At 68.6% G+C, this 16,956-nt stretch carries 16 protein-coding genes; 10 read left to right on the forward strand and 6 right to left on the reverse strand.

Translation table 11 applies throughout. The features are described 5' to 3' along the window. Positions 1-72: 72 nt before the first annotated feature. The gene (locus tag J8I34_RS16615; RefSeq protein ID WP_029050028.1) at positions 73-831 is read right to left on the reverse strand and encodes an IclR family transcriptional regulator; all 759 of its coding nucleotides are present in this window, start codon (positions 829-831) and stop codon (positions 73-75) included. Next, complete coding sequence (locus J8I34_RS16620) at positions 831-1,646, reverse strand: hypothetical protein (RefSeq protein WP_371748085.1); 816 nt, start codon at positions 1,644-1,646, stop codon at positions 831-833. Before J8I34_RS16620 ends, J8I34_RS16615 begins: the two co-directional genes overlap by 1 nt. Positions 1,647-1,848: 202 nt before the next feature. Between J8I34_RS16620 and J8I34_RS16625 the strand changes: the two genes are divergently transcribed. The 8 genes from J8I34_RS16625 (at position 1,849) to J8I34_RS16660 (ending at position 11,282) form a co-directional block, all read left to right on the forward strand. Next, entirely contained in the window at positions 1,849-2,463 is a 615-nt protein-coding gene (locus J8I34_RS16625) for a CoA transferase (RefSeq protein WP_209806468.1), read from the forward strand. 221 nt (positions 2,464-2,684) lie between these two features. Beyond that, complete coding sequence (locus tag J8I34_RS16630) at positions 2,685-3,665, forward strand: Bug family tripartite tricarboxylate transporter substrate binding protein (protein WP_209806469.1); 981 nt, start codon at positions 2,685-2,687, stop codon at positions 3,663-3,665. Positions 3,666-3,965: 300 nt separating this feature from the next. Further along, positions 3,966-6,815 carry a winged helix-turn-helix domain-containing protein gene (locus J8I34_RS16635; RefSeq protein WP_209806470.1) on the forward strand — a complete coding sequence of 950 codons (2,850 nt, stop codon included), beginning with the start codon at positions 3,966-3,968 and terminating at the stop codon, positions 6,813-6,815. A gap of 340 nt (positions 6,816-7,155) precedes the next feature. Beyond that, positions 7,156-8,295 carry an acyl-CoA dehydrogenase family protein gene (locus J8I34_RS16640; RefSeq protein ID WP_209806471.1) on the forward strand — a complete coding sequence of 380 codons (1,140 nt, stop codon included), beginning with the start codon at positions 7,156-7,158 and terminating at the stop codon, positions 8,293-8,295. 37 nt (positions 8,296-8,332) lie between these two features. Beyond that, entirely contained in the window at positions 8,333-9,520 is a 1,188-nt protein-coding gene (locus tag J8I34_RS16645) for a lipid-transfer protein (RefSeq protein WP_209806472.1), read from the forward strand. Between the two features lie 26 nt (positions 9,521-9,546). Continuing rightward, a complete protein-coding gene (locus J8I34_RS16650; RefSeq protein WP_209806473.1) occupies positions 9,547-9,987 on the forward strand; it encodes a MaoC family dehydratase N-terminal domain-containing protein in 441 nt (146 codons plus the stop codon). A gap of 14 nt (positions 9,988-10,001) precedes the next feature. Further along, positions 10,002-10,430 (forward strand): MaoC family dehydratase, encoded by a 429-nt coding sequence (locus J8I34_RS16655; RefSeq protein WP_209770662.1) that lies wholly within the window; start codon positions 10,002-10,004, stop codon positions 10,428-10,430. A gap of 27 nt (positions 10,431-10,457) precedes the next feature. Continuing rightward, a complete protein-coding gene (locus J8I34_RS16660; protein ID WP_209770664.1) occupies positions 10,458-11,282 on the forward strand; it encodes an SDR family NAD(P)-dependent oxidoreductase in 825 nt (274 codons plus the stop codon). A 116-nt stretch (positions 11,283-11,398) separates the two neighbouring features. Here the strand turns inward: J8I34_RS16660 and J8I34_RS16665 are convergent, their stop codons facing one another. The 3 genes from J8I34_RS16665 to J8I34_RS16675 all read right to left on the reverse strand — a co-directional run bounded on the left by J8I34_RS16665 (position 11,399) and on the right by J8I34_RS16675 (position 13,970). Then, a complete protein-coding gene (locus J8I34_RS16665) occupies positions 11,399-12,277 on the reverse strand; it encodes a pirin family protein (RefSeq protein WP_209806474.1) in 879 nt (292 codons plus the stop codon). A 189-nt stretch (positions 12,278-12,466) separates the two neighbouring features. Beyond that, the gene (locus J8I34_RS16670; RefSeq protein WP_209806475.1) at positions 12,467-12,937 is read right to left on the reverse strand and encodes a MaoC family dehydratase; all 471 of its coding nucleotides are present in this window, start codon (positions 12,935-12,937) and stop codon (positions 12,467-12,469) included. Between the two features lie 49 nt (positions 12,938-12,986). Continuing rightward, a complete protein-coding gene (locus tag J8I34_RS16675; protein ID WP_029049777.1) occupies positions 12,987-13,970 on the reverse strand; it encodes a tripartite tricarboxylate transporter substrate binding protein in 984 nt (327 codons plus the stop codon). Positions 13,971-14,133: 163 nt separating this feature from the next. Here J8I34_RS16675 and J8I34_RS16680 point away from each other — a divergent pair, with 163 nt between their 5' ends. Together J8I34_RS16680 and J8I34_RS16685 are read left to right on the forward strand one after the other, a co-directional pair. Next, positions 14,134-15,033, forward strand: a complete 900-nt coding sequence (locus J8I34_RS16680) for a LysR family transcriptional regulator (RefSeq protein ID WP_209806476.1) — start codon at positions 14,134-14,136, stop codon at positions 15,031-15,033. Positions 15,034-15,165: 132 nt separating this feature from the next. Then, complete coding sequence (locus J8I34_RS16685; protein WP_209806477.1) at positions 15,166-16,356, forward strand: CaiB/BaiF CoA transferase family protein; 1,191 nt, start codon at positions 15,166-15,168, stop codon at positions 16,354-16,356. A 64-nt stretch (positions 16,357-16,420) separates the two neighbouring features. Here the strand turns inward: J8I34_RS16685 and J8I34_RS16690 are convergent, their stop codons facing one another. Beyond that, positions 16,421-16,855: a VOC family protein gene (locus J8I34_RS16690; protein WP_029049774.1), complete on the reverse strand. Its 435-nt coding sequence runs from the start codon at positions 16,853-16,855 to the stop codon at positions 16,421-16,423. Positions 16,856-16,956: the final 101 nt, after the last annotated feature.

The raw sequence follows: 16,956 nt of genomic DNA on the forward strand, positions 1-16,956 counted from the left end.
GAAGAAATGAGGACAAAAAAAGCGGCGCCGAAGCGCCGCTCTTGACCGGACCATGGTTACGCGATCGCGGCGTCAGCCGCCGGCATATCCCAACGCCCGCGACAGCGCCGCGGCCTCTTCCACCACCATCGCGACATGCCTGGCCAGCGCCTCAGGCGTGGTCCGGCTGGCCGGGCTGGCGATGCTCAGCGATGCCACCACCGCACCGCCGTGGTCGCGCAACGGCGCCGCCGCCGACACCGCATCGGCATCACGCTCGCCCAGCGACACGGCGTGCCCGGCGGCACGGATCGCGGCAAGTTCCTCGCGCAGTTGTTCGGCGGTAGCAATGGTGCGCTCGGTAAAGCGCTCCAGGTTCTGCGCGGCCACGGCGTCAACCACCTCGGGCGCGGCGAAAGCCAGCAGCAGCTTGCCCGAGGCGCCCACATGCAGCGGCCGCCGGTTGCCCACCTCGGTATGAACGCGCACCGATTGCGACGATTCGTGCCGCGCCACGCAGACCGATTCCAGCCCGTCGCGCACGCGCACGATCACGTTCTCGCCGCAGGCCGCGCCGATCGCCGCCAGCCGCGGCGCCACCACCTTGACCAGGTCGAACTGGTCGCGCGCGGCGTTGCCCACCAGCAAGGCGTTGTAGCTGAGCTTGTAGACCGCCGCCGCGGGCTCGCGCGCGATCATGCCGCGATGCTCCAGCGTGGCCAGCAAGCGAAAGGCGCGCGCCTTGGTCAGCCCCGCGCGGCGAGCCAGCTCGGTCACCCCCAGTGAAGGATGTTCGGCCACCAGCATCAGCAGGCCCAGCGCCTCGTCCACCGCGTCAACGATGTATGTCATCAAGTCTTCTTGTATTCAGAAATGTCCCATCGCGGATTGTAGCGGTCGGCGCCGGCATGATCCTCAGCAGGACCTGCGCGCGCCGCACTGGGAGGGCAAGGCACGCGCGGTGAACCGAGGCAGATGGTCCAGACGGTGAACGGATCCGCCGCGCTGCGATGCTGCGTCCAGCGGGTCTTGCACGAGGCGCACTGGTGCTCGCGCGTCTCGCACGGCACACCCGCGCCGACGCTGCGCCACTGTGCCTCGCCCAGCGCGCGCAGCGCCCCATGGCCGTCGGCGCAGCGCGCATCCAGCCGCAGCCGCTCGCAATGGCAGCACAGCACCTGCGGCGATACGTTGGCCGCGTCGGGCGCCTGCATGGATTCCGCCGCCAGGGGCAGTACCGCGGCCAGAGCATCGTCCATCTGCGCGGTCATGCCGACACGGCTGCGTGTGCGGTGCAACGCCGCCCAATACAACGCGCGCACCGCGTGCGAACCTTCGCGCATGGCCGCCGCGCGGCAGCGCTCCGCATGACGGTGCAGCGGCAGGCCGAACTCCGCCGCCGAGGCAAAGCACACCACCTGTGACCGACCCGCGCGATCTTCGATCCAGCGCTCGAACAGCGCTGCCAGGCAGGCATGGTAGGCACCTTCACCGTGGTTCGCTTCGCCACCGGCCTGCGCCAGCGCGAGCCGGTGCGCATGGCGGCTGAGCGCGCGCACTTCCTGCCTGAGTTCGCCCAGCACCGGCAGCAGACGCGCCGGCGAAGCGGTCCGCACACGATGTCCGGCTCCTGTTGGCAATGCGCTGGCGCGCTGGGTCTGGCTCACTGCTGCCTCCGGCTCACTGGAATCTTCGCTTGCCGTGCGACCCGGTGCGGGCCGCCAGTCGGCGCCAGCAGATTATAGGAGTGCGATTGTGCGCTGCAAAAGCGGGTGGGTTCGCCGCCGACCGGCATTTGGTCTACTTGAGGCAGACGGCAACGCGCCGGCATGGGCGGCGCTCGCCTCCACCCCCACAGGAGATAGCGACATGGGCGTACTGAGCGGAATCCGCGTACTCGAATTCGAAGCCATCGGGCCGGGCCCGTTCGGCGCAATGCTGATGGCCGACATGGGCGCCGACGTGATCCGCGTCGACCGCCCCGTGGCCCCCGCCGACCTCGGCCCGAAGAAGAACGAGGGCGCCCGCCGCATCGACATCACCGGCCGCGGCCGGCGCTCGGTCACGCTGGACCTGAAGCAGCGCGCGGCGCTGGCGCTGATCGAGCGCGCCGACGTCGTGCTCGAAGGCTTCCGCCCCGGCACCATGGAACGCCTGGGCCTGGGGCCGGAGGTCGCGCTCGCGCGCAACCCGAAGCTGGTCTACGGGCGCATGACCGGCTGGGGCGCCTGCGTGGCGCCGGTGCTCGAGTTCAGCGAAGCGCCGCGGCACCCGCACCACCGCGCGCGCGGCAGCTTCATCGAGATTGACGGCGTGGTGCAGCCCGCGCCCGCGCCGCGTTTTCTCGGCACGCCGTCCGAGGTGCTGCGCGGCGCCCCCGAACGCGGCCAGCATGGCGCAGCCGCGCTGCGCGACTGGGGCTTCGACAGTGACGGCATCGCGCAACTCCGGGCCATGGGGCTTGGCGCGCTCGGGGCAAGCTGAGCCGCCGCTCCCTCCCTCCTTCCTGCTCTTCCCTTGCCGGCCGCACATGCGGCCGGCATCGTATCCGGCGCCCTGCACCCGCTCGGGGGCAGCGGTCTAGGGTAGACACTGATAGGACTATCCCGCCCCGCCCATTCCGGTGGGGGGTGCCGCCCCATCCCGTCCGCTACCTTGGTCGTACCCCGCCATTCCCACACCGTTGATCCATCGAGGCAAACGACATGCGCACCAAGACCTCCCTGATTGCATTCGCCCTGATCGCCTGCAGCGCCTGGAGCGCCACCAGCGGCGCGCAGACCTATCCGGCTCGCCCGATTACGCTGGTGGTGCCGGGGCCGCCCGGCGGCGCCACCGACACGCTCGCGCGCGCGCTGGCCGAAGAAATGGGCAAGCGCCTGGGCCAGACCATCATCGTCGACAACAAGCCCGGCGGCGCCGGCGTGATCGCGGTGCAGGCCATCACACGCGGCGCGCCTGACGGCTATACGATGCTGCTCAGCCATTCGGCGCCGCTGATCAATACGCCGCACTTGTACCGCAATGTGCAGTACGACGTGCGCCGCGACCTGTCCTTTGTCACCGAGCTGTGCGTCGGCAAGATCGTGCTGGCCGTCAACCGCGACGTGCCGGTCAAGAGCGTGCAGGAGCTGCTCGACTGGGCCGCGAAGAACAAGGGCAAGGTCAGCTACGGCTCGTATGGCGTCGGCACCTTCCCGCACCTGGTGGGCTCGCACCTGAACCAGACCCGCGGCCTGGACATGGCGCACGTCGCCTACAAGGGCGAGGCGCCCATGGCGCAGGACATGATCGCCGGCAACGTGTCGTGGGCGATCGGCTCGATGACCACGCTGGGGCCGCATATCAAGAGCGGTCGCGTGCGCCCGCTGGCCGTGATGGGCGAGCAGCGCATCAAGGAACTGCCCGAGGTACCGACCATGGCCGAGGCCGGGCTCAAGGAGCACGAGCTGCGCTCGCCGGCGTGGTTCGGCCTGTTCGTGCGTTCCGGCACGCCGGCGGCGATCCTGTCGCGGCTGGAAACGGAAGCACGCGCGTCGATCCTGTCGCCCGCCATGCGCACGCGCCTGGACGCGCCGGCCATGGAGCCGGTCGGCAACAGCCCGTCCGAGTTCCGGCGCGAATTCGATGCCACCGAGCCGGTGATCGCGCGCATGATCAAGACCAGCGGCGCCACCGCGGAATAGCCTGGGGCACTGCGCAATCGCGGGCGGACGATAAGGCCACGTGGCAACGCCCGGCATCGGCAAACCCTCACCCATCTGTCCCGGGCGGCATGCATGTGCTGCCTGCACCCTGGCGCGCTCAAGGCAGGACCGCCGCCATGCCGGCGGTCCTGCCGGGCCGCTATCGCCTGGCCGCGGCTTCTGCCATACAATCGCGGCAACAGCTGCCCGTTGCCGCGCCAGGGCTGGACGTCCTGGCGCCCGCGAGCCAGCGCAGCCGCTTGCATGGGCTTGCGCAGGCTTACCTATCCCGCCGCTCCGATGCCCCCCACGCCAGCCAACCCTCCGTCGCCACCCGGCAGCCAGCCCACCACGCTGCCCTCGCCGCCGTCGCGCCCGGCATCGCTGCGCAGCGCGGCGCGCGTGGTTGCGCGCGAACGGCTGCTGGCGCAGCTGACCGAGGCGCGCCGGCGGCGCTGCATCGTGCTGCAGGGACCGGCCGGCTACGGCAAGACCGCGCTGCTGAGCGCCTGGCGCCTTGACCTGCTGGCGCTGGGCTTCGACATGGCCGCGCTGGCGCTGGAACCCACCGACAACGAGCGCCAGCGCTGGCTCGACCGCGTGCTCGCCTGCCTGGCCGAGATCAGCCCCGACATTACCCGCGAGGCCGTGCTGCTGGCCGAACGCGGCACCGACGATGAAGCCGTCGAACGCGCCATCGTGGCGCTGGTGCGCGGCATCGGCGCTCATTCGCGTGAAGTGACGCTGGTGCTCGACGATGTGCATCACCTGGGCTCCGCACGCGTGTTGCAGCCGCTGCAATGGCTGCTCGACTACGCCCCGCCCAACTTCCACGTGGTACTCGCCACGCGCGCGGCGCTGCCGCTGTCGCTTGGGCGCCTGCGCGACCAGGGCCAGCTGCTGGAACTGGACCAGCGCGACCTGCGCTTCACGCTGGCCGAATCGCAGCACTTCCTGCGGGCCCAGCTGGGCGAGATCAGCGCGCGCGATGCGCGCCTGCTGCACGAGCTGGCCGACGGCTGGGTCGCCGGCCTGCAGCTGTTCGCCGCGCACTGGAAGCGCAAGAAGGCCAGCGCCAGCGGCCCGACCTTCGCCAGCGGCCTGGTGCAGGCCAACGTGCAGGACGCCGGCGCCTTTGCCGAATATTTCGAGCGCGATGTCCTGTCGCGGCTGGCGCCCGACGAAGCCGAACTGCTGGTGCGCGCGGCCGCGTGCGAACGCTTTACGGCATCGCTGTGCCAGGCGCTGGGCGAACAGGCGATGGGCGAGCACGAGGTGCTGGCCCTGCTGACGCGGCTGGAGCAAGAGAACCTCTTTATCACCCCCACTTCCGGCCCCGAACGCGAAGCCTGGTACCGCCTGCACCCGCTGCTGCGCGAAACCCTGGCCGAGCGCTTCCGCGCGCGCGGCGAGGCGCAGCGGCGCGCCATCCACGGGGCGGCCTGGCGCTGGTTCCGCGAACATCGCATGCTGGCCGAGGCGGTCCACCACGCCGTGCTCGCCGGCGATGCCGGCACCGCGGCCGAGCTGGTTGAACGCTATACCGACACCCTGATGGCGCGCGGCGAGGTACGCACGGCGCTGGGACTGCTGCGCCTGCTTCCCGCCAGCGAGATCCAGGCGCGTCCGGAACTGCGGCTGCTGGCGCTGCGCATGCAGATGCTCACGCGCGACCTCGACGGCTGTGCCGCGGCGGCCGACCGGCTCGAAGCCGATCTCGGACCCGCAATCGGTCCCGGCTACGCTTCGCTGCGCTACCGGCTGGCGCTGCTGCGCTTCAGCCTGGTGCTGCTGCGCGACGACACCGCCGGCGCGCTGGCGCTGCTGCCCGAGATCGAAGCCGCCCCGGCCGATATCGCGCCCTTCTACATGGGCTCGCGCAACAACCTGCTGTCGCTGCTGTACATGCACCTGGGCGACTACGAACGTGCGCGCGCGATCCACGCCGAGACGCCGCCGCTGCTGATCGACGGGGTGCCGCTGCTGGGCACCGCCAGCGGCATGCTCAACGGCCGCTGCCTGGCCGGGTTCAGCCACGCGATGGAAGGCAACGTGACGCAGGTCGAGCGGATCAGCCGCGACGTGCTGCGCGAAGCCGAGCTGGTGGGGCACGGCGGCGCCGGCGCCGAGCCGGAGTACTTTGCCGCCGCGCTGCTGGGCGAAGTGCTGTACGAGCACAACGACCTGGACGCCGCGCGCAAGCTGCTCGAAGACCGCGTCGACGTGCTGGAACGCGTCTCGATCCCCGATTCCGTGCTGCGCGTGCATACCGTACTGGCCGCGGCGCACTGGATCATCGGCCACCGGCTCGATGCCTTCGCGCAGCTGGAGCGCCTGGAGGACTATGGCACGCAGCAGGGCCTGGACAGGCTGGTGGCGCAGAGCCTGTCCAACCAGGTCCGCCTGCACCTGGCCAGCGGCGACATCGCCACGGCCGAAGCGGTGCTGGCCCGGCTCGACGCCATTGCCGCGCGCCACCGCGATGCGCCGCGCGGCTTCCTCGACGCCATCCACATGGTGACCGAGCGGGCCCACGTGATGGCCAGCCTCGCGCATGACGACCTGCGCGCCGCCTGGACGCGGCTGGCGCCGCTGATTGCCTACTGCGAAACGCGCGGCTGGCAGCGCCACGTGGCGCAGCTGCACATGCTGGCCGCGGGCGTCGCCATGCGCCGCGGCGATCCGGAGGGCGCGCGCGGGCATGCGCTCGAAGGCTTGCGCCGCGGGCACCGGCTCGGGCTGATGCGCAGCCTGATCGATGCCTACCCGGGCGCGATGCGGCAGATCGAAGACATCGCCGGCATGCCCGGGCTCGACCCGGTGCTGGCGTTCTACATCGAGCGGCTGCAGCGGGCCATGCCGGAGCGGGCACCGGCCGGAGCGGCGGCAGCCGGCGCAGCGCCCGCGGGATTGGCAGAGGGCCGCACCGAAGAACTGAGCGACCGCGAGGCCGATGTGGTGCGCCTGCTCGGCCAGGCGCTGCCCAACAAGAAGATCGCGCGCACGCTGGGCCTGTCGCCGGAGACGGTGAAATGGCACCTGCGCAATATCTTCCGCAAGCTCGGCGTGAGCAGCCGCGACGAGGCGGTGGCGCGCGTGCGCGACCGCGAGCTTGGCCAGGGCAGCCAGCCGGCCGACGGGGGGCGCTGACACCCCTTCACGCGCACGAGAACGCGCCCTCCGCGGCGCACGCCTCACACCGGTCCTCCTCCCGGCACCGGCCTCCTGCCCCCTACTCCCCTACTCCCCTACTCCCTGCCCCCTTCCCCCCCGCGCAGCCCGCGCGCGGCAACCGCGCCCACCCCACCACCTGACGCGGGTGGTGTTCGCGCCCCCCTCCCCCCCAGTACCTTAGCGACATGCCAGTGGCCCGGCCCGCAACCCGCCGGCGACCTGTGCCCGAACCGCATTCCCATTTCCCAGAAAACTCGTCACGCCGCAGACCGCACGCCGCCGGCGCCAAGTTGCGGGCAGACATCCGGAGACCTCCATGAACATCCAACGCACCATCTTCCGCGACGACCACGAGATGTTCCGCACCACGGTGCGGCGCTTCCTTGAGCGCGAATGCCTGCCCCGCCAGGCGGAGTGGGACAAGGCCGGCAAGGTCGACCGAGAGACCTGGCTCAAGGCCGGCCGCGAAGGGCTGCTGTGCGTGACGCTGCCGACCGAGTACGGCGGCGGCGGCGGCGACTTCGGCCACTCCGCCATCTTCAACGAAGAGCAGGCGCGCGCCGGCATCAGCGGCCCGGGCTTCGGCGTGCATTCCGACATCATCGCGCCGTACATCGCCCGCATCGGCAACGAGGAACAGAAGCAGCGCTGGCTGCCCAAGGTCTGCTCAGGTGAATACATCCTGGCGATCGGCATGACCGAGCCCGGCACCGGCAGCGACCTCAAGGCCATCCGCACCACCGCGATCCGCGAGGGCAACGAATACGTCATCAACGGCAGCAAGACCTTCATCTCCAACGGCCTGAACGCCGACCTGATCATCATGGTCTGCAAGACCGACCCGGGCGCTGGCTCGCGCGGCGTCAGCCTGATCGTGGTCGAAGCCGACCGTGAAGGCTTCCGCCGCGGCCGCAAGCTCGACAAGGTCGGCCAGCATGCGCAGGACACCGCCGAGCTGTTCTTCGACAACGTGCGCGTGCCGGTAGCCAACCTGCTCGGCGAAGAAGGCAAGGGCTTCGGCTACCTGATGGCCGAACTGCCGCAGGAACGCCTCTCGATCGCCATCAGCGCCGCGGCCAAGCTCGAAGCCTCGCTGGAGCACACGCTGGCCTACGTCAAGGACCGCAAGGCCTTCAACCAGACCGTGTGGGACTTCCAGAACACCAGGTTCAAGCTGGCCGACATCAAGGCGCAGGCGATCGCGGTGCGGCTGATGATCGACCACTACCTGGGCGAGCACATCCGCCGCCGCCTGACGCTGGAAGAAGCCGCAGTCGCCAAGCTGTACGCCACCGAGGCGCTGGGCCAGGCGCTGGACCAGATGGTGCAGCTGCACGGCGGCTACGGCTACATGCTCGAGTACCCGGTGGCGCGCGCCTTTGCCGATTCGCGCGTCACGCGCATCTACGGCGGCACCAGCGAAGTGATGCGCGAACTGATCTCGCGCAAGCTGTAACGCCACACCTATCCAGAACATCCATCGGAGGACACACATGACTCGCAAGGTTTTCGTCGCCGGCGCCGGCATGATCCCGTTCAAGAAGCCGGGCAGCAGCGACACCTATGATGTGATGGGCGCCACGGCCGTACGCCAGGCGCTGGAAGACGCCGGCCTGGGCTACGACGACGTGCAGCAGGCCTACGCCGGCTACGTCTACGGCGACTCCACCTGTGGCCAGAAGGCGCTGTACCAGGTCGGCATGACCGGCATCCCCGTCATCAACGTCAACAACAACTGCGCCACCGGCTCTTCGGCGCTGTTCCTGGCGCGCCAGGCCGTGCAGAGCGGCGCCGTGGACTGCGCGCTGGCGGTCGGCTTCGAGTACATGCAGCCCGGCGCGCTCAAGTCGCGCTGGGACGACCGCGCCCCGGCGCTGGAGCGCGCGCTCAACCTGGTCGACGAGCTGGTCGACCGCAAGGACCTGCCCAACGCCATTCGCCAGTTCTCCGGCGCGGGCAAGGCCCACATGGACAAGTACGGCACCAGGCTCGAGACCTTCGCCAGGATCCGCGCCAAGGCCAGCCGCCATGCCGCCAACAACCCGCTGGCCGTGTTTCGCAATGTATTGACTCCCGAAGAAGTGCTGGCCGCGCCGGCGCTGTGGGAAGGCGTGCTGACGCGCCTGATGGCCTGCCCGCCGACCTGCGGCGCGGCGGCCGCGATCGTGGTGTCGGAGGACTTCGCGCGCAGGAAAGGACTGAAGGCCGACGTGCTGATCGCCGGCCAGTCCCTGACCACCGACCGCCCCAGCACCTATGACGCGCGCGACATGATCCGCGTGGTCGGCTTCGACATGACCCGCGAGGGTTCGCAACTGGTGTACGAGCAGGCGGGAGTCGGCCCGCAGGACATCGACGTGATCGAACTGCACGACTGCTTCGCGCAGAACGAGCTGCTGACCTATGAAGGCCTGGGCCTGTGCGAGGAAGGCGGCGCCGAGCAGCTGGTCAACGACGGCGACAACACCTACGGCGGCAAGTGGGTGGTCAATCCGTCGGGCGGCCTGCTGTCCAAGGGCCACCCGCTGGGCGCCACCGGGCTGGCGCAGTGCTTCGAGATGGTCCGGCAACTGCGCGGCACCGCCGACAAGCGCCAGGTGGAAGGCGCGCGCCTGGCGCTCACGCACAACCTGGGGCTGGGCGGCGCCTGCGTCGTGACGCTGTACCAGAAGCACGCCTGAGCGCACGCATTCACGGGAGACTATCCATGATCGACAAGAAACACATCGGCAAGGTCGTCGCGGATTTCCGCACGTCCGCGCCGGCCAGCCAGCTGCGCTTCTTCGCCAAGGCCACCGGCCAGACCGATCCCATCTACCTCGACGAAGCCGCCGCGCGCGACGCCGGTCATCCCGGCCTGCCACTGCCGCCGACCTTCCTGTTCTCGCTCGAGCTGGCCAACCCGCCCAGCGCCTGGCGCGACGAGCTCGGCATCAAGCCCGAGCGCATCCTGCACGGCGAGCAGTCCTTCACCTACCACCGCATGGCCTACGCGGGCGACGTGCTGCACTTGCGCACCACCATCGAGGACATCTACGACAAGAAGAACGGTGCACTGGAGTTCGTGGTGCGCAATACGCGCGTGACCAACCAGGACGGCGAACACATTGCCGACCTGCGCAGCGTGCTGGTGCAACGCAACGGCTGAACCGGAGGCCCCACATGAGCAAACTGAGTTTCGACCAGGTCAAGGTGGGCGACACCCTGCCGCCGCTGACGCTGGAACCGATCAACCGCACCACGCTGGCGCTGTTCGCCGGCGCGTCGAACGACCACAACGCCATCCATATCGATACCGACTACGCGCGCAAGGCCGGCATGCCCGACGTGTTCGCGCACGGCATGCTGTCGATGGCCTACCTCGGCCGCCTGCTGACGCAGTGGGTCGACCAGCGCCAGCTGCGCCAGTTCGGCGTGCGCTTCGTCGGCATCACGCACCTGGGCCATCGCATCACCTGCAGCGGCCGCGTGGTGGAAAAGCTGGAAGCGGACGGCCCGGATGGCAAGGAGCAGCGCATCAGGCTGGAAATCCAGACCGCCAACCAGTACGGCGAAACCAAGATCCTCGGCGACGCGGTCGTTGCCCTGTAAATCCAATCGAGCACAAAGGAGTCAGCAATGGGAGCACTTGAAGGCAAGGTGGCACTGGTCACCGGTTCGGGCCGCGGCATCGGCAATGCGATCGCCAAACGCCTGGCGCGCGAAGGCGCGCGGCTGGTCATCAACGACCTCGACGCCGAACCGGCGCAGCAGACGGTGGAAGAGCTGAAGGCAATGGGCGTGGAGGCGGTGGCGTGCGTGGGCAACGTGACCGCGCCGGATTTCGCCGACCGCTTTGTCAACACGGCGATGAGCAACTTCAAGAGCATCGACATCATCGTCAACAACGCCGGTTTCACCTGGGACGACGTGGTGCAGAAGATGAGCGACGAACAGTGGTACGCCATCCTGGACTGCCACATGACCGCCCCGTTCCGCATCCTGCGCGCGGCCTACCCGCATATCAAGGCGCTGGCGGCTGCCGACAAGGAAGCCGGGCGCGAGGTGTACCGCAAGATCGTCAATATCTCGTCGACGTCCGGCCTGAACGGCAACGCCGGCCAGATCAACTACTCCGGCGCCAAGGCCGGCGTGATCGGCATGACCCGTGCGATGGCGCGCGAATGGGGCCGCTTCAACGTCAACGTGAACGCGGTCGCCTTCGGCCTGATCCACACCCGCATGACGTCGGCCGACGCCCATGCCGGCGCCACCGTCAACATCGAAGGGCGCGAGATCCGCGTCGGCCTGAACCCGGAAATGCTCAAGTCGCATGCCCAGCGCAACCCGCTCGGCCGCGGCGGCACGCCGGAGGAAGCGGCAGGCGGCGTGTACCTGTTCTGCTCGCCCGATTCGAACTACATCACCGGGCAGGTGATCGCGGTGGCGGGCAACGTGCAGTAAGTTCTCGGCATCGCAGGTCCGGCAAGGGTCCCGCGGGCTAATGCCGATCATTCAAGCATCGCGGACTACCCGTCGTTCCCGCCTGCGCGGGAACGACGGAGGCGAACTGAATGGTATTACCGGCTGCCGGTCGCCGCCATGTTGCCAAAGCGTCCGCTGCTGAAGTCCTCGAAGGCCTGCGCAATCTCCGCTTCCGTATTCATCACGAACGGGCCATGGCCGACGATGGGTTCGTCGATCGGCTCGCCGCTGAGCAGCAACACCACCGCGTCGCTGCCCGCCTCCAGCGTGACAGCGTCACCGGCGCCGTCCAGCACCACCATCTCGGCATCCCGGACCGTGGCCTCGGCATTGACGGTGACCCGGCCGCGCAGCACCACCAGCGCGGCATGCCAGCCATCGGGCAGCGGCAGCCTGACCGCGCCGCCCTGCGCCATGCGCATGTCCCAGACGTGCATCGGTGTAAAGGTGCGGGCCGGGCCCGCCTTGCCGCCGTACTCGCCAGCGATCACGCGCACGCTGCCCGCGCCATCGGGCAGCGCCACCGCGGGAATATCGCGGTCGACGATGGCCTGGTAGCCGGGTGCGGCCATCTTGTCGCGGGCGGGCAGGTTGACCCACAGCTGCACCATTTCCAGCGCGCCGCCGCTGCGGCTGAAGGCCGGCGAATGGAACTCTTCATGCAGGATGCCCGCGCCCGCGGTCATCCACTGCACATCACCGGGCCCGATCACGCCGCCCTGGCCGGTCGAATCGCGATGCGCGACTTCGCCCTTGTAGACGATCGTCACCGTCTCGAAGCCCCGGTGCGGATGCTGGCCCACGCCGCGTGGCGCCTGCGTCGGCGTAAAGTCAGCCGGGCCGGCATAGTCCAGCAGCAGGAACGGGCTGAGCTGCCTGCCATGGCTCTGGTAAGAGAACATCGAACGCACCGGAAAGCCGTTTCCGACCCAGTGCGAACGCGGTGCGCTGTAGACACCCAGGATGCGCTTCATGTCGATCTCCGGAAATGCCGGCCGGGACAGCCCGCGATGCGCGGATCTTGCCGAGGCGGCCGGCGCCAGGTTGATGGATCGATCATAGGTGTCGCGTGCCAGGTGCGGTAGACAGCGCCGGCGCATCGCAGCGTCCTGCCGCTGGAACGATGCCCCCGGCACCGCTCGCGGCTGGCTGGCCAGGCCGCATCAGCCCGCGCCGGCGCCGCGCTTGCGCAGCAGGTAACGCTGCGTTCCTTCCATCACGCACACGTCGTTCTGGTTGCGCACTTCGGACCGCATCGCCAGCACGCCGGTGGTGCGCCCCGGCACCAGCTCGCTGACCGTGAGACTGCTGTACAAGGTATCGCCGACGTAGACCGGGGCAAGGAAACGGCTGCTCTGTTCGATAAAGCCCTTCAGCGATTCCTCGACCATATGCGGGAACAGCCCCGCCCCTGCAGCGGTCTGGATCACGACCTGGAAGCCGTGCGCGAGCATGTGCGGCATGCCATGCGCGCGGCAATATTCGACGTCGTAGTGGACCGGATGGTTGTCGCCGCTGGCCAGCTGGAAGGCGGCGAACAGCGCGTCGGTCATGGTGCGGGACGGCAGGTTGAAACGCTCGCCGAGCTCGAAATCCTCGAAGTAGCGTTGGGGGCAAAGCTGGTAGGCCTTCATCGGTGCTCCTTGTTGCGTGGTATCGCTCGCGGTCTGCCGGGGATTCCGGTCATTCCGCCTTCATGTTGGTGGCAACGGCCACGCGTTTCCACTTGTCCAGTTCGGCACGCAGGAAATCGCGCAGGCCCTGCGGCGTCGGCTTGCTTTCCAGCACCAGGCCGAGCTCGTAGGCCTTGCTCTGCAGCGTCGGATCGCCGAGCGCCTCGCCAAGCGTCGCCGAAAGCTTCTGGATCACCGCAGGCGGCGTCTGGACCGGTGCGAACACGGCGTTCCAGGTGTAAGCCTCGTAACCGGCGACCGCTTCGGCGATCGCCGGCGTGTCCCTGGTCTGCGGCAGCCGTTTGGCCATCGACGTTCCCAGCAGCCGCACCGTGTCAGCACGCACCTGCGCCAGGCCGGTCGGCGCGCTGTCGAGCATGAATTCGACATGCCCGCCGATCAGGTCGGCCATGGCCGGCGCGCTGCCGCGATACGGCACGTGGACGGCCCGGGTGCCCGCGCTGTAGTTCAGCAGCTCGCCGGCAAGGTGCGGAGCGCTGCCGACACCGGCCGAGCCATAGTTGACTTTCCCCGGATGCGACTTCAGGTAGGCGATGAATTCCGGCAGCGTCCGGGCGGGCACGTGCTTGTTGACCACCAGCACCAGCGGCGCGCGCGCTGCCAGCCCGACAGGCGCGAAATCTTCCACCGTCCGATATGGCAGCCGTGCGTGGATGCTCGGGTTGACGGCATGCGCGACCGTGGTCAGCAGCAGCGTGTAGCCATCCGGTGCGGCCTTGGCCGCGGCTTCCGTGCCGACAATGGTGCCAGCGCCCGAACGGTTCTCGACCACCACCGTGGTGTTGAGCTTGCTGCCCCAGCTGGCCGCCAGGGAGCGGGCAAAAGTATCGGTCGGCCCGCCGGCTGCATAGGGCACGATCAGCCGCACCGGCCGCGCGGGGTAATCGGCCTGCGCCGCTGCCGGGGACACGCAGGCCAGCAATGCCGCTGCGCTGCCCAGGACGGTGGCGATCCTGCGCAAGTTTGAAGTCATGTCGGTCTCCTGGTTCTGGTTCGCGGCATCGCCATAGACTGGCTGCCGCGACGAGCGGAAATATAAAATCTGACGTTCAGAACACACCAGTCGAAAGCGCCACGGGTCCCGTTAGAAATCTTCTAAAGCGCCCGCCGGCGCGGCTGGAAAACCGGAGACAAGCATGCGTTTCGAACTGACCGACCTGCGCGTATTCCTTGCCATCGCACAGGCCAGGAGCGTCACCGGCGGCGCCTCGGATGTGCACCTGACGGCGCCTTCGGCCAGCTACCGTCTCAAGAACCTGGAACAGGCGATGGGCGTGCCGCTGTTCAACCGCACGCAGAAAGGCATGGCGCTGACGCCCGCCGGCGAAACGGTTTTGCGCTACGCGCAGGCCATCATGGAAAACGTGCAACGCCTGCAGCGCGAGATGCAGCGCCATACCGACGGTATCGAAGGACATATCCGGGTCTACGCCAACAGCAGCACCATGGCCAGCCTGCCGGCGGCGCTGAGCCGCTTCCTGGCTGCCTACCCCAACGTCAACGTCGACCTCGAAGAGCACCTGAGCGAAGACAGCGTGCGCGCGGTGATCGAAGACCGCGCCGACGTCGGCCTGGTGGCGGGTGCCATCGACCTGCGCGGGCTGGAGTTCATCCGCTATGGTGTCGATGAACTGATGTTCGTGGTGCCAGCACGGCATGCGCTGGGGATGCTGGACAAGGTCAGCCTGGCGCAAGCGCTGGAGCATGACCTGGTGACAGTCGGCAGCAAGAGCAGCAACTTCCTGTTCCTGGCCGACATGGCGGCGCGGGCCGGCATCAAGCCGCGCGTGCGCGTGCATGCGCCCGACTTTGCCGCGGCCATGCGCTGCGTGCAGGAAGGCGCCGGTATTTCGCTGGTGCCGCGTTCCGTGGCGGGCCCGTTGATCGCGCAGGGCACGGTGGAGGGCGTGGCACTCGATGAAGCGTGGGCGCGGCGCGAGCAGCGCATCGTGGTGCGAAGCCAGAACGCGCTGCCGGCCTATACGCGGGACTTTATCCGCTACGTTGCCGAATGGGGAACGCCCGAGGCAGCATAGCAGGCGGGGTATCGCAGCGTTCGAAACGCTCGAACAGGCCTTAGGAAATATCGACTATCCGGGCAGGAAGCACTGTTCCTATACTGGCTCGCCCCGGCCTGCGCGCCGTCCAGAACACTACCGCTTCCTGCCATGCAAACTCCTCCTCGCCCGCTCGATGGCATCACCGTCCTGGCGCTCGAGCACGCCATCGCCGCGCCCTTCGCCAGCCGCCAGCTCGCCGACCTCGGCGCACGTGTCATCAAGGTGGAACGCCCTGTCGTGGGCGATTTCGCGCGCGACTACGACCACACCGTGCATGGCCAGTCGTCCTTCTTCGTCTGGGCCAACCGCGGCAAGGAAAGCCTGGCGCTCGACCTGAAGAAGCCGGAGGCAAAGGCCGTGGTACGCAAGCTGCTTGCCGGGGCCGACATCTTTATCCAGAACCTGGCCCCCGGTGCGGCCCAGCGCATGGGGCTGGACTTCGCGTCATTGCATGAGGATTTTCCGCGCCTGATCGTTTGCGATATCTCCGGCTACGGCGACAGCGGCCCGTATCGCGACAAGAAGGCCTACGATCTGCTGATCCAGGCGGCGTCCGGCCTGATCTCGGTGACCGGCACCGACGGCGCACCGTCGCGCACCGGCATCTCGATCGCCGACATCGCCGCGGGCATGTATGCCTATACCGGCATCCTCTCGGCGCTGCTGCAGCGCGCCCGCACCGGCACGGGCTTGCGCGTCGAGGTCACCATGCTCGAGGCACTCGGCGAATGGATGTCGTATCCGCTGAACTTCGCCCACTACGGCGGCACGCCGCCTGCGCGCAATGGCGTGGCGCACCCCGGCATCGCGCCTTATGGGCAGTACCAGACCGGCGACGGCGCCAGCGTGATCTTCGGGCTGCAGAACGAGCGTGAATGGCAGCGCTTCTGCGTGGAGGTGCTGGAAGACCCCGCGCTGGCCGCGAACGAGCGTTTCAGCTCAAACCTGCAGCGCGTCGCCAATCGTGCCGAGCTGGATCAGGAGATCGGCCGGCACCTGCGGGGCATGACTCGCGAGCAACTGGTCGACCGGCTCGATCGCGGTGGGATCGCCAATTCGCCGTTGAACGACATGCACGACCTTTGGCGCCATCCGCAGCTCGCCGCGCGCGATCGCTGGCGCGACGTGCGTACGCCGGGTGGCGTGGTGCAGGCATTGTTGCCGCCCGCGACGCTGTCGGGCGTGGCCGCATGCATGGGCGATGTGCCGTCCGTGGGCGAGCATTCCGTCGCCGTGCTGCGATCGATCGGGATGCCGGATGCCGAGATCGAGGCCCTGGCGGCGGCCGGCGCCATCTGAGGCGCCAGGCGCGCCTGCGGCAGCCGGAGCGGCCGCCTGCCCTCCTCCAACGCTCGTTGCCGCTTTACTTGGCGAACAACGACGACAGGTCGGCGAAGGCCTTGATCTCCAGCGCATTACCCGACGGGTCAAGGAAGAACATGGTGGCTTGCTCGCCAGGCTCGCCCTTGAAGCGGATATGGGGTTCGATGATGAACCTGACGCCTGCCGCCCGTAGCTTTTCGGCCATCGCCTCCCATTCGGGAATCGACAGCACGGCGCCGAAGTGCCGCACCGGCACCTGGTCGCCATCGACCGCGCTGGTCTTGCTGTGGCCGACTTCCTCCGGTGCCAGGTGCGCCACGATCTGGTGGCCGAAGAAATTAAAGTCGATCCAGTCCGGCGAGCTGCGCCCTTCGGGGCAGCCGAGCAGCTCGCCATAGAATGCGCGCGCCTCGGCAAGGTCGCGCACGGGGAAGGCAAGGTGGAAGGGAGGAATGCTGGGGGCGGCAGTGGTCATGGGCTCGGACTAAGTGAGGCTTAGCAGGCTGCTGAAATACCGGCAGTGGACGTCAGCGCGACGACTTGCTGAATCGTTAATCTGAGGACTCCTTACAACCC

The sequence above is a fragment of the Cupriavidus phytohabitans genome, assembly GCF_017815025.1.
Classification (GTDB): Bacteria; Pseudomonadota; Gammaproteobacteria; order Burkholderiales; family Burkholderiaceae; genus Cupriavidus.

What these genes read in the sequence shown, in the direction of transcription:
- J8I34_RS16615 (WP_029050028.1), bottom strand. Translation starts at nt 831, where the DNA reads ATGACATACATCGTTGACGCGGTGGACGAGGCGCTGGGCCTGCTGATG.
- J8I34_RS16625 (WP_209806468.1), top strand. Translation starts at nt 1,849, where the DNA reads ATGGGCGTACTGAGCGGAATCCGCGTACTCGAATTCGAAGCCATCGGG.
- J8I34_RS16630 (WP_209806469.1), top strand. Translation starts at nt 2,685, where the DNA reads ATGCGCACCAAGACCTCCCTGATTGCATTCGCCCTGATCGCCTGCAGC.
- J8I34_RS16635 (WP_209806470.1), top strand. Translation starts at nt 3,966, where the DNA reads ATGCCCCCCACGCCAGCCAACCCTCCGTCGCCACCCGGCAGCCAGCCC.
- J8I34_RS16640 (WP_209806471.1), top strand. Translation starts at nt 7,156, where the DNA reads ATGAACATCCAACGCACCATCTTCCGCGACGACCACGAGATGTTCCGC.
- J8I34_RS16645 (WP_209806472.1), top strand. Translation starts at nt 8,333, where the DNA reads ATGACTCGCAAGGTTTTCGTCGCCGGCGCCGGCATGATCCCGTTCAAG.
- J8I34_RS16650 (WP_209806473.1), top strand. Translation starts at nt 9,547, where the DNA reads ATGATCGACAAGAAACACATCGGCAAGGTCGTCGCGGATTTCCGCACG.
- J8I34_RS16655 (WP_209770662.1), top strand. Translation starts at nt 10,002, where the DNA reads ATGAGCAAACTGAGTTTCGACCAGGTCAAGGTGGGCGACACCCTGCCG.
- J8I34_RS16660 (WP_209770664.1), top strand. Translation starts at nt 10,458, where the DNA reads ATGGGAGCACTTGAAGGCAAGGTGGCACTGGTCACCGGTTCGGGCCGC.
- J8I34_RS16665 (WP_209806474.1), bottom strand. Translation starts at nt 12,277, where the DNA reads ATGAAGCGCATCCTGGGTGTCTACAGCGCACCGCGTTCGCACTGGGTC.
- J8I34_RS16670 (WP_209806475.1), bottom strand. Translation starts at nt 12,937, where the DNA reads ATGAAGGCCTACCAGCTTTGCCCCCAACGCTACTTCGAGGATTTCGAG.
- J8I34_RS16675 (WP_029049777.1), bottom strand. Translation starts at nt 13,970, where the DNA reads ATGACTTCAAACTTGCGCAGGATCGCCACCGTCCTGGGCAGCGCAGCG.
- J8I34_RS16680 (WP_209806476.1), top strand. Translation starts at nt 14,134, where the DNA reads ATGCGTTTCGAACTGACCGACCTGCGCGTATTCCTTGCCATCGCACAG.
- J8I34_RS16685 (WP_209806477.1), top strand. Translation starts at nt 15,166, where the DNA reads ATGCAAACTCCTCCTCGCCCGCTCGATGGCATCACCGTCCTGGCGCTC.
- J8I34_RS16690 (WP_029049774.1), bottom strand. Translation starts at nt 16,855, where the DNA reads ATGACCACTGCCGCCCCCAGCATTCCTCCCTTCCACCTTGCCTTCCCC.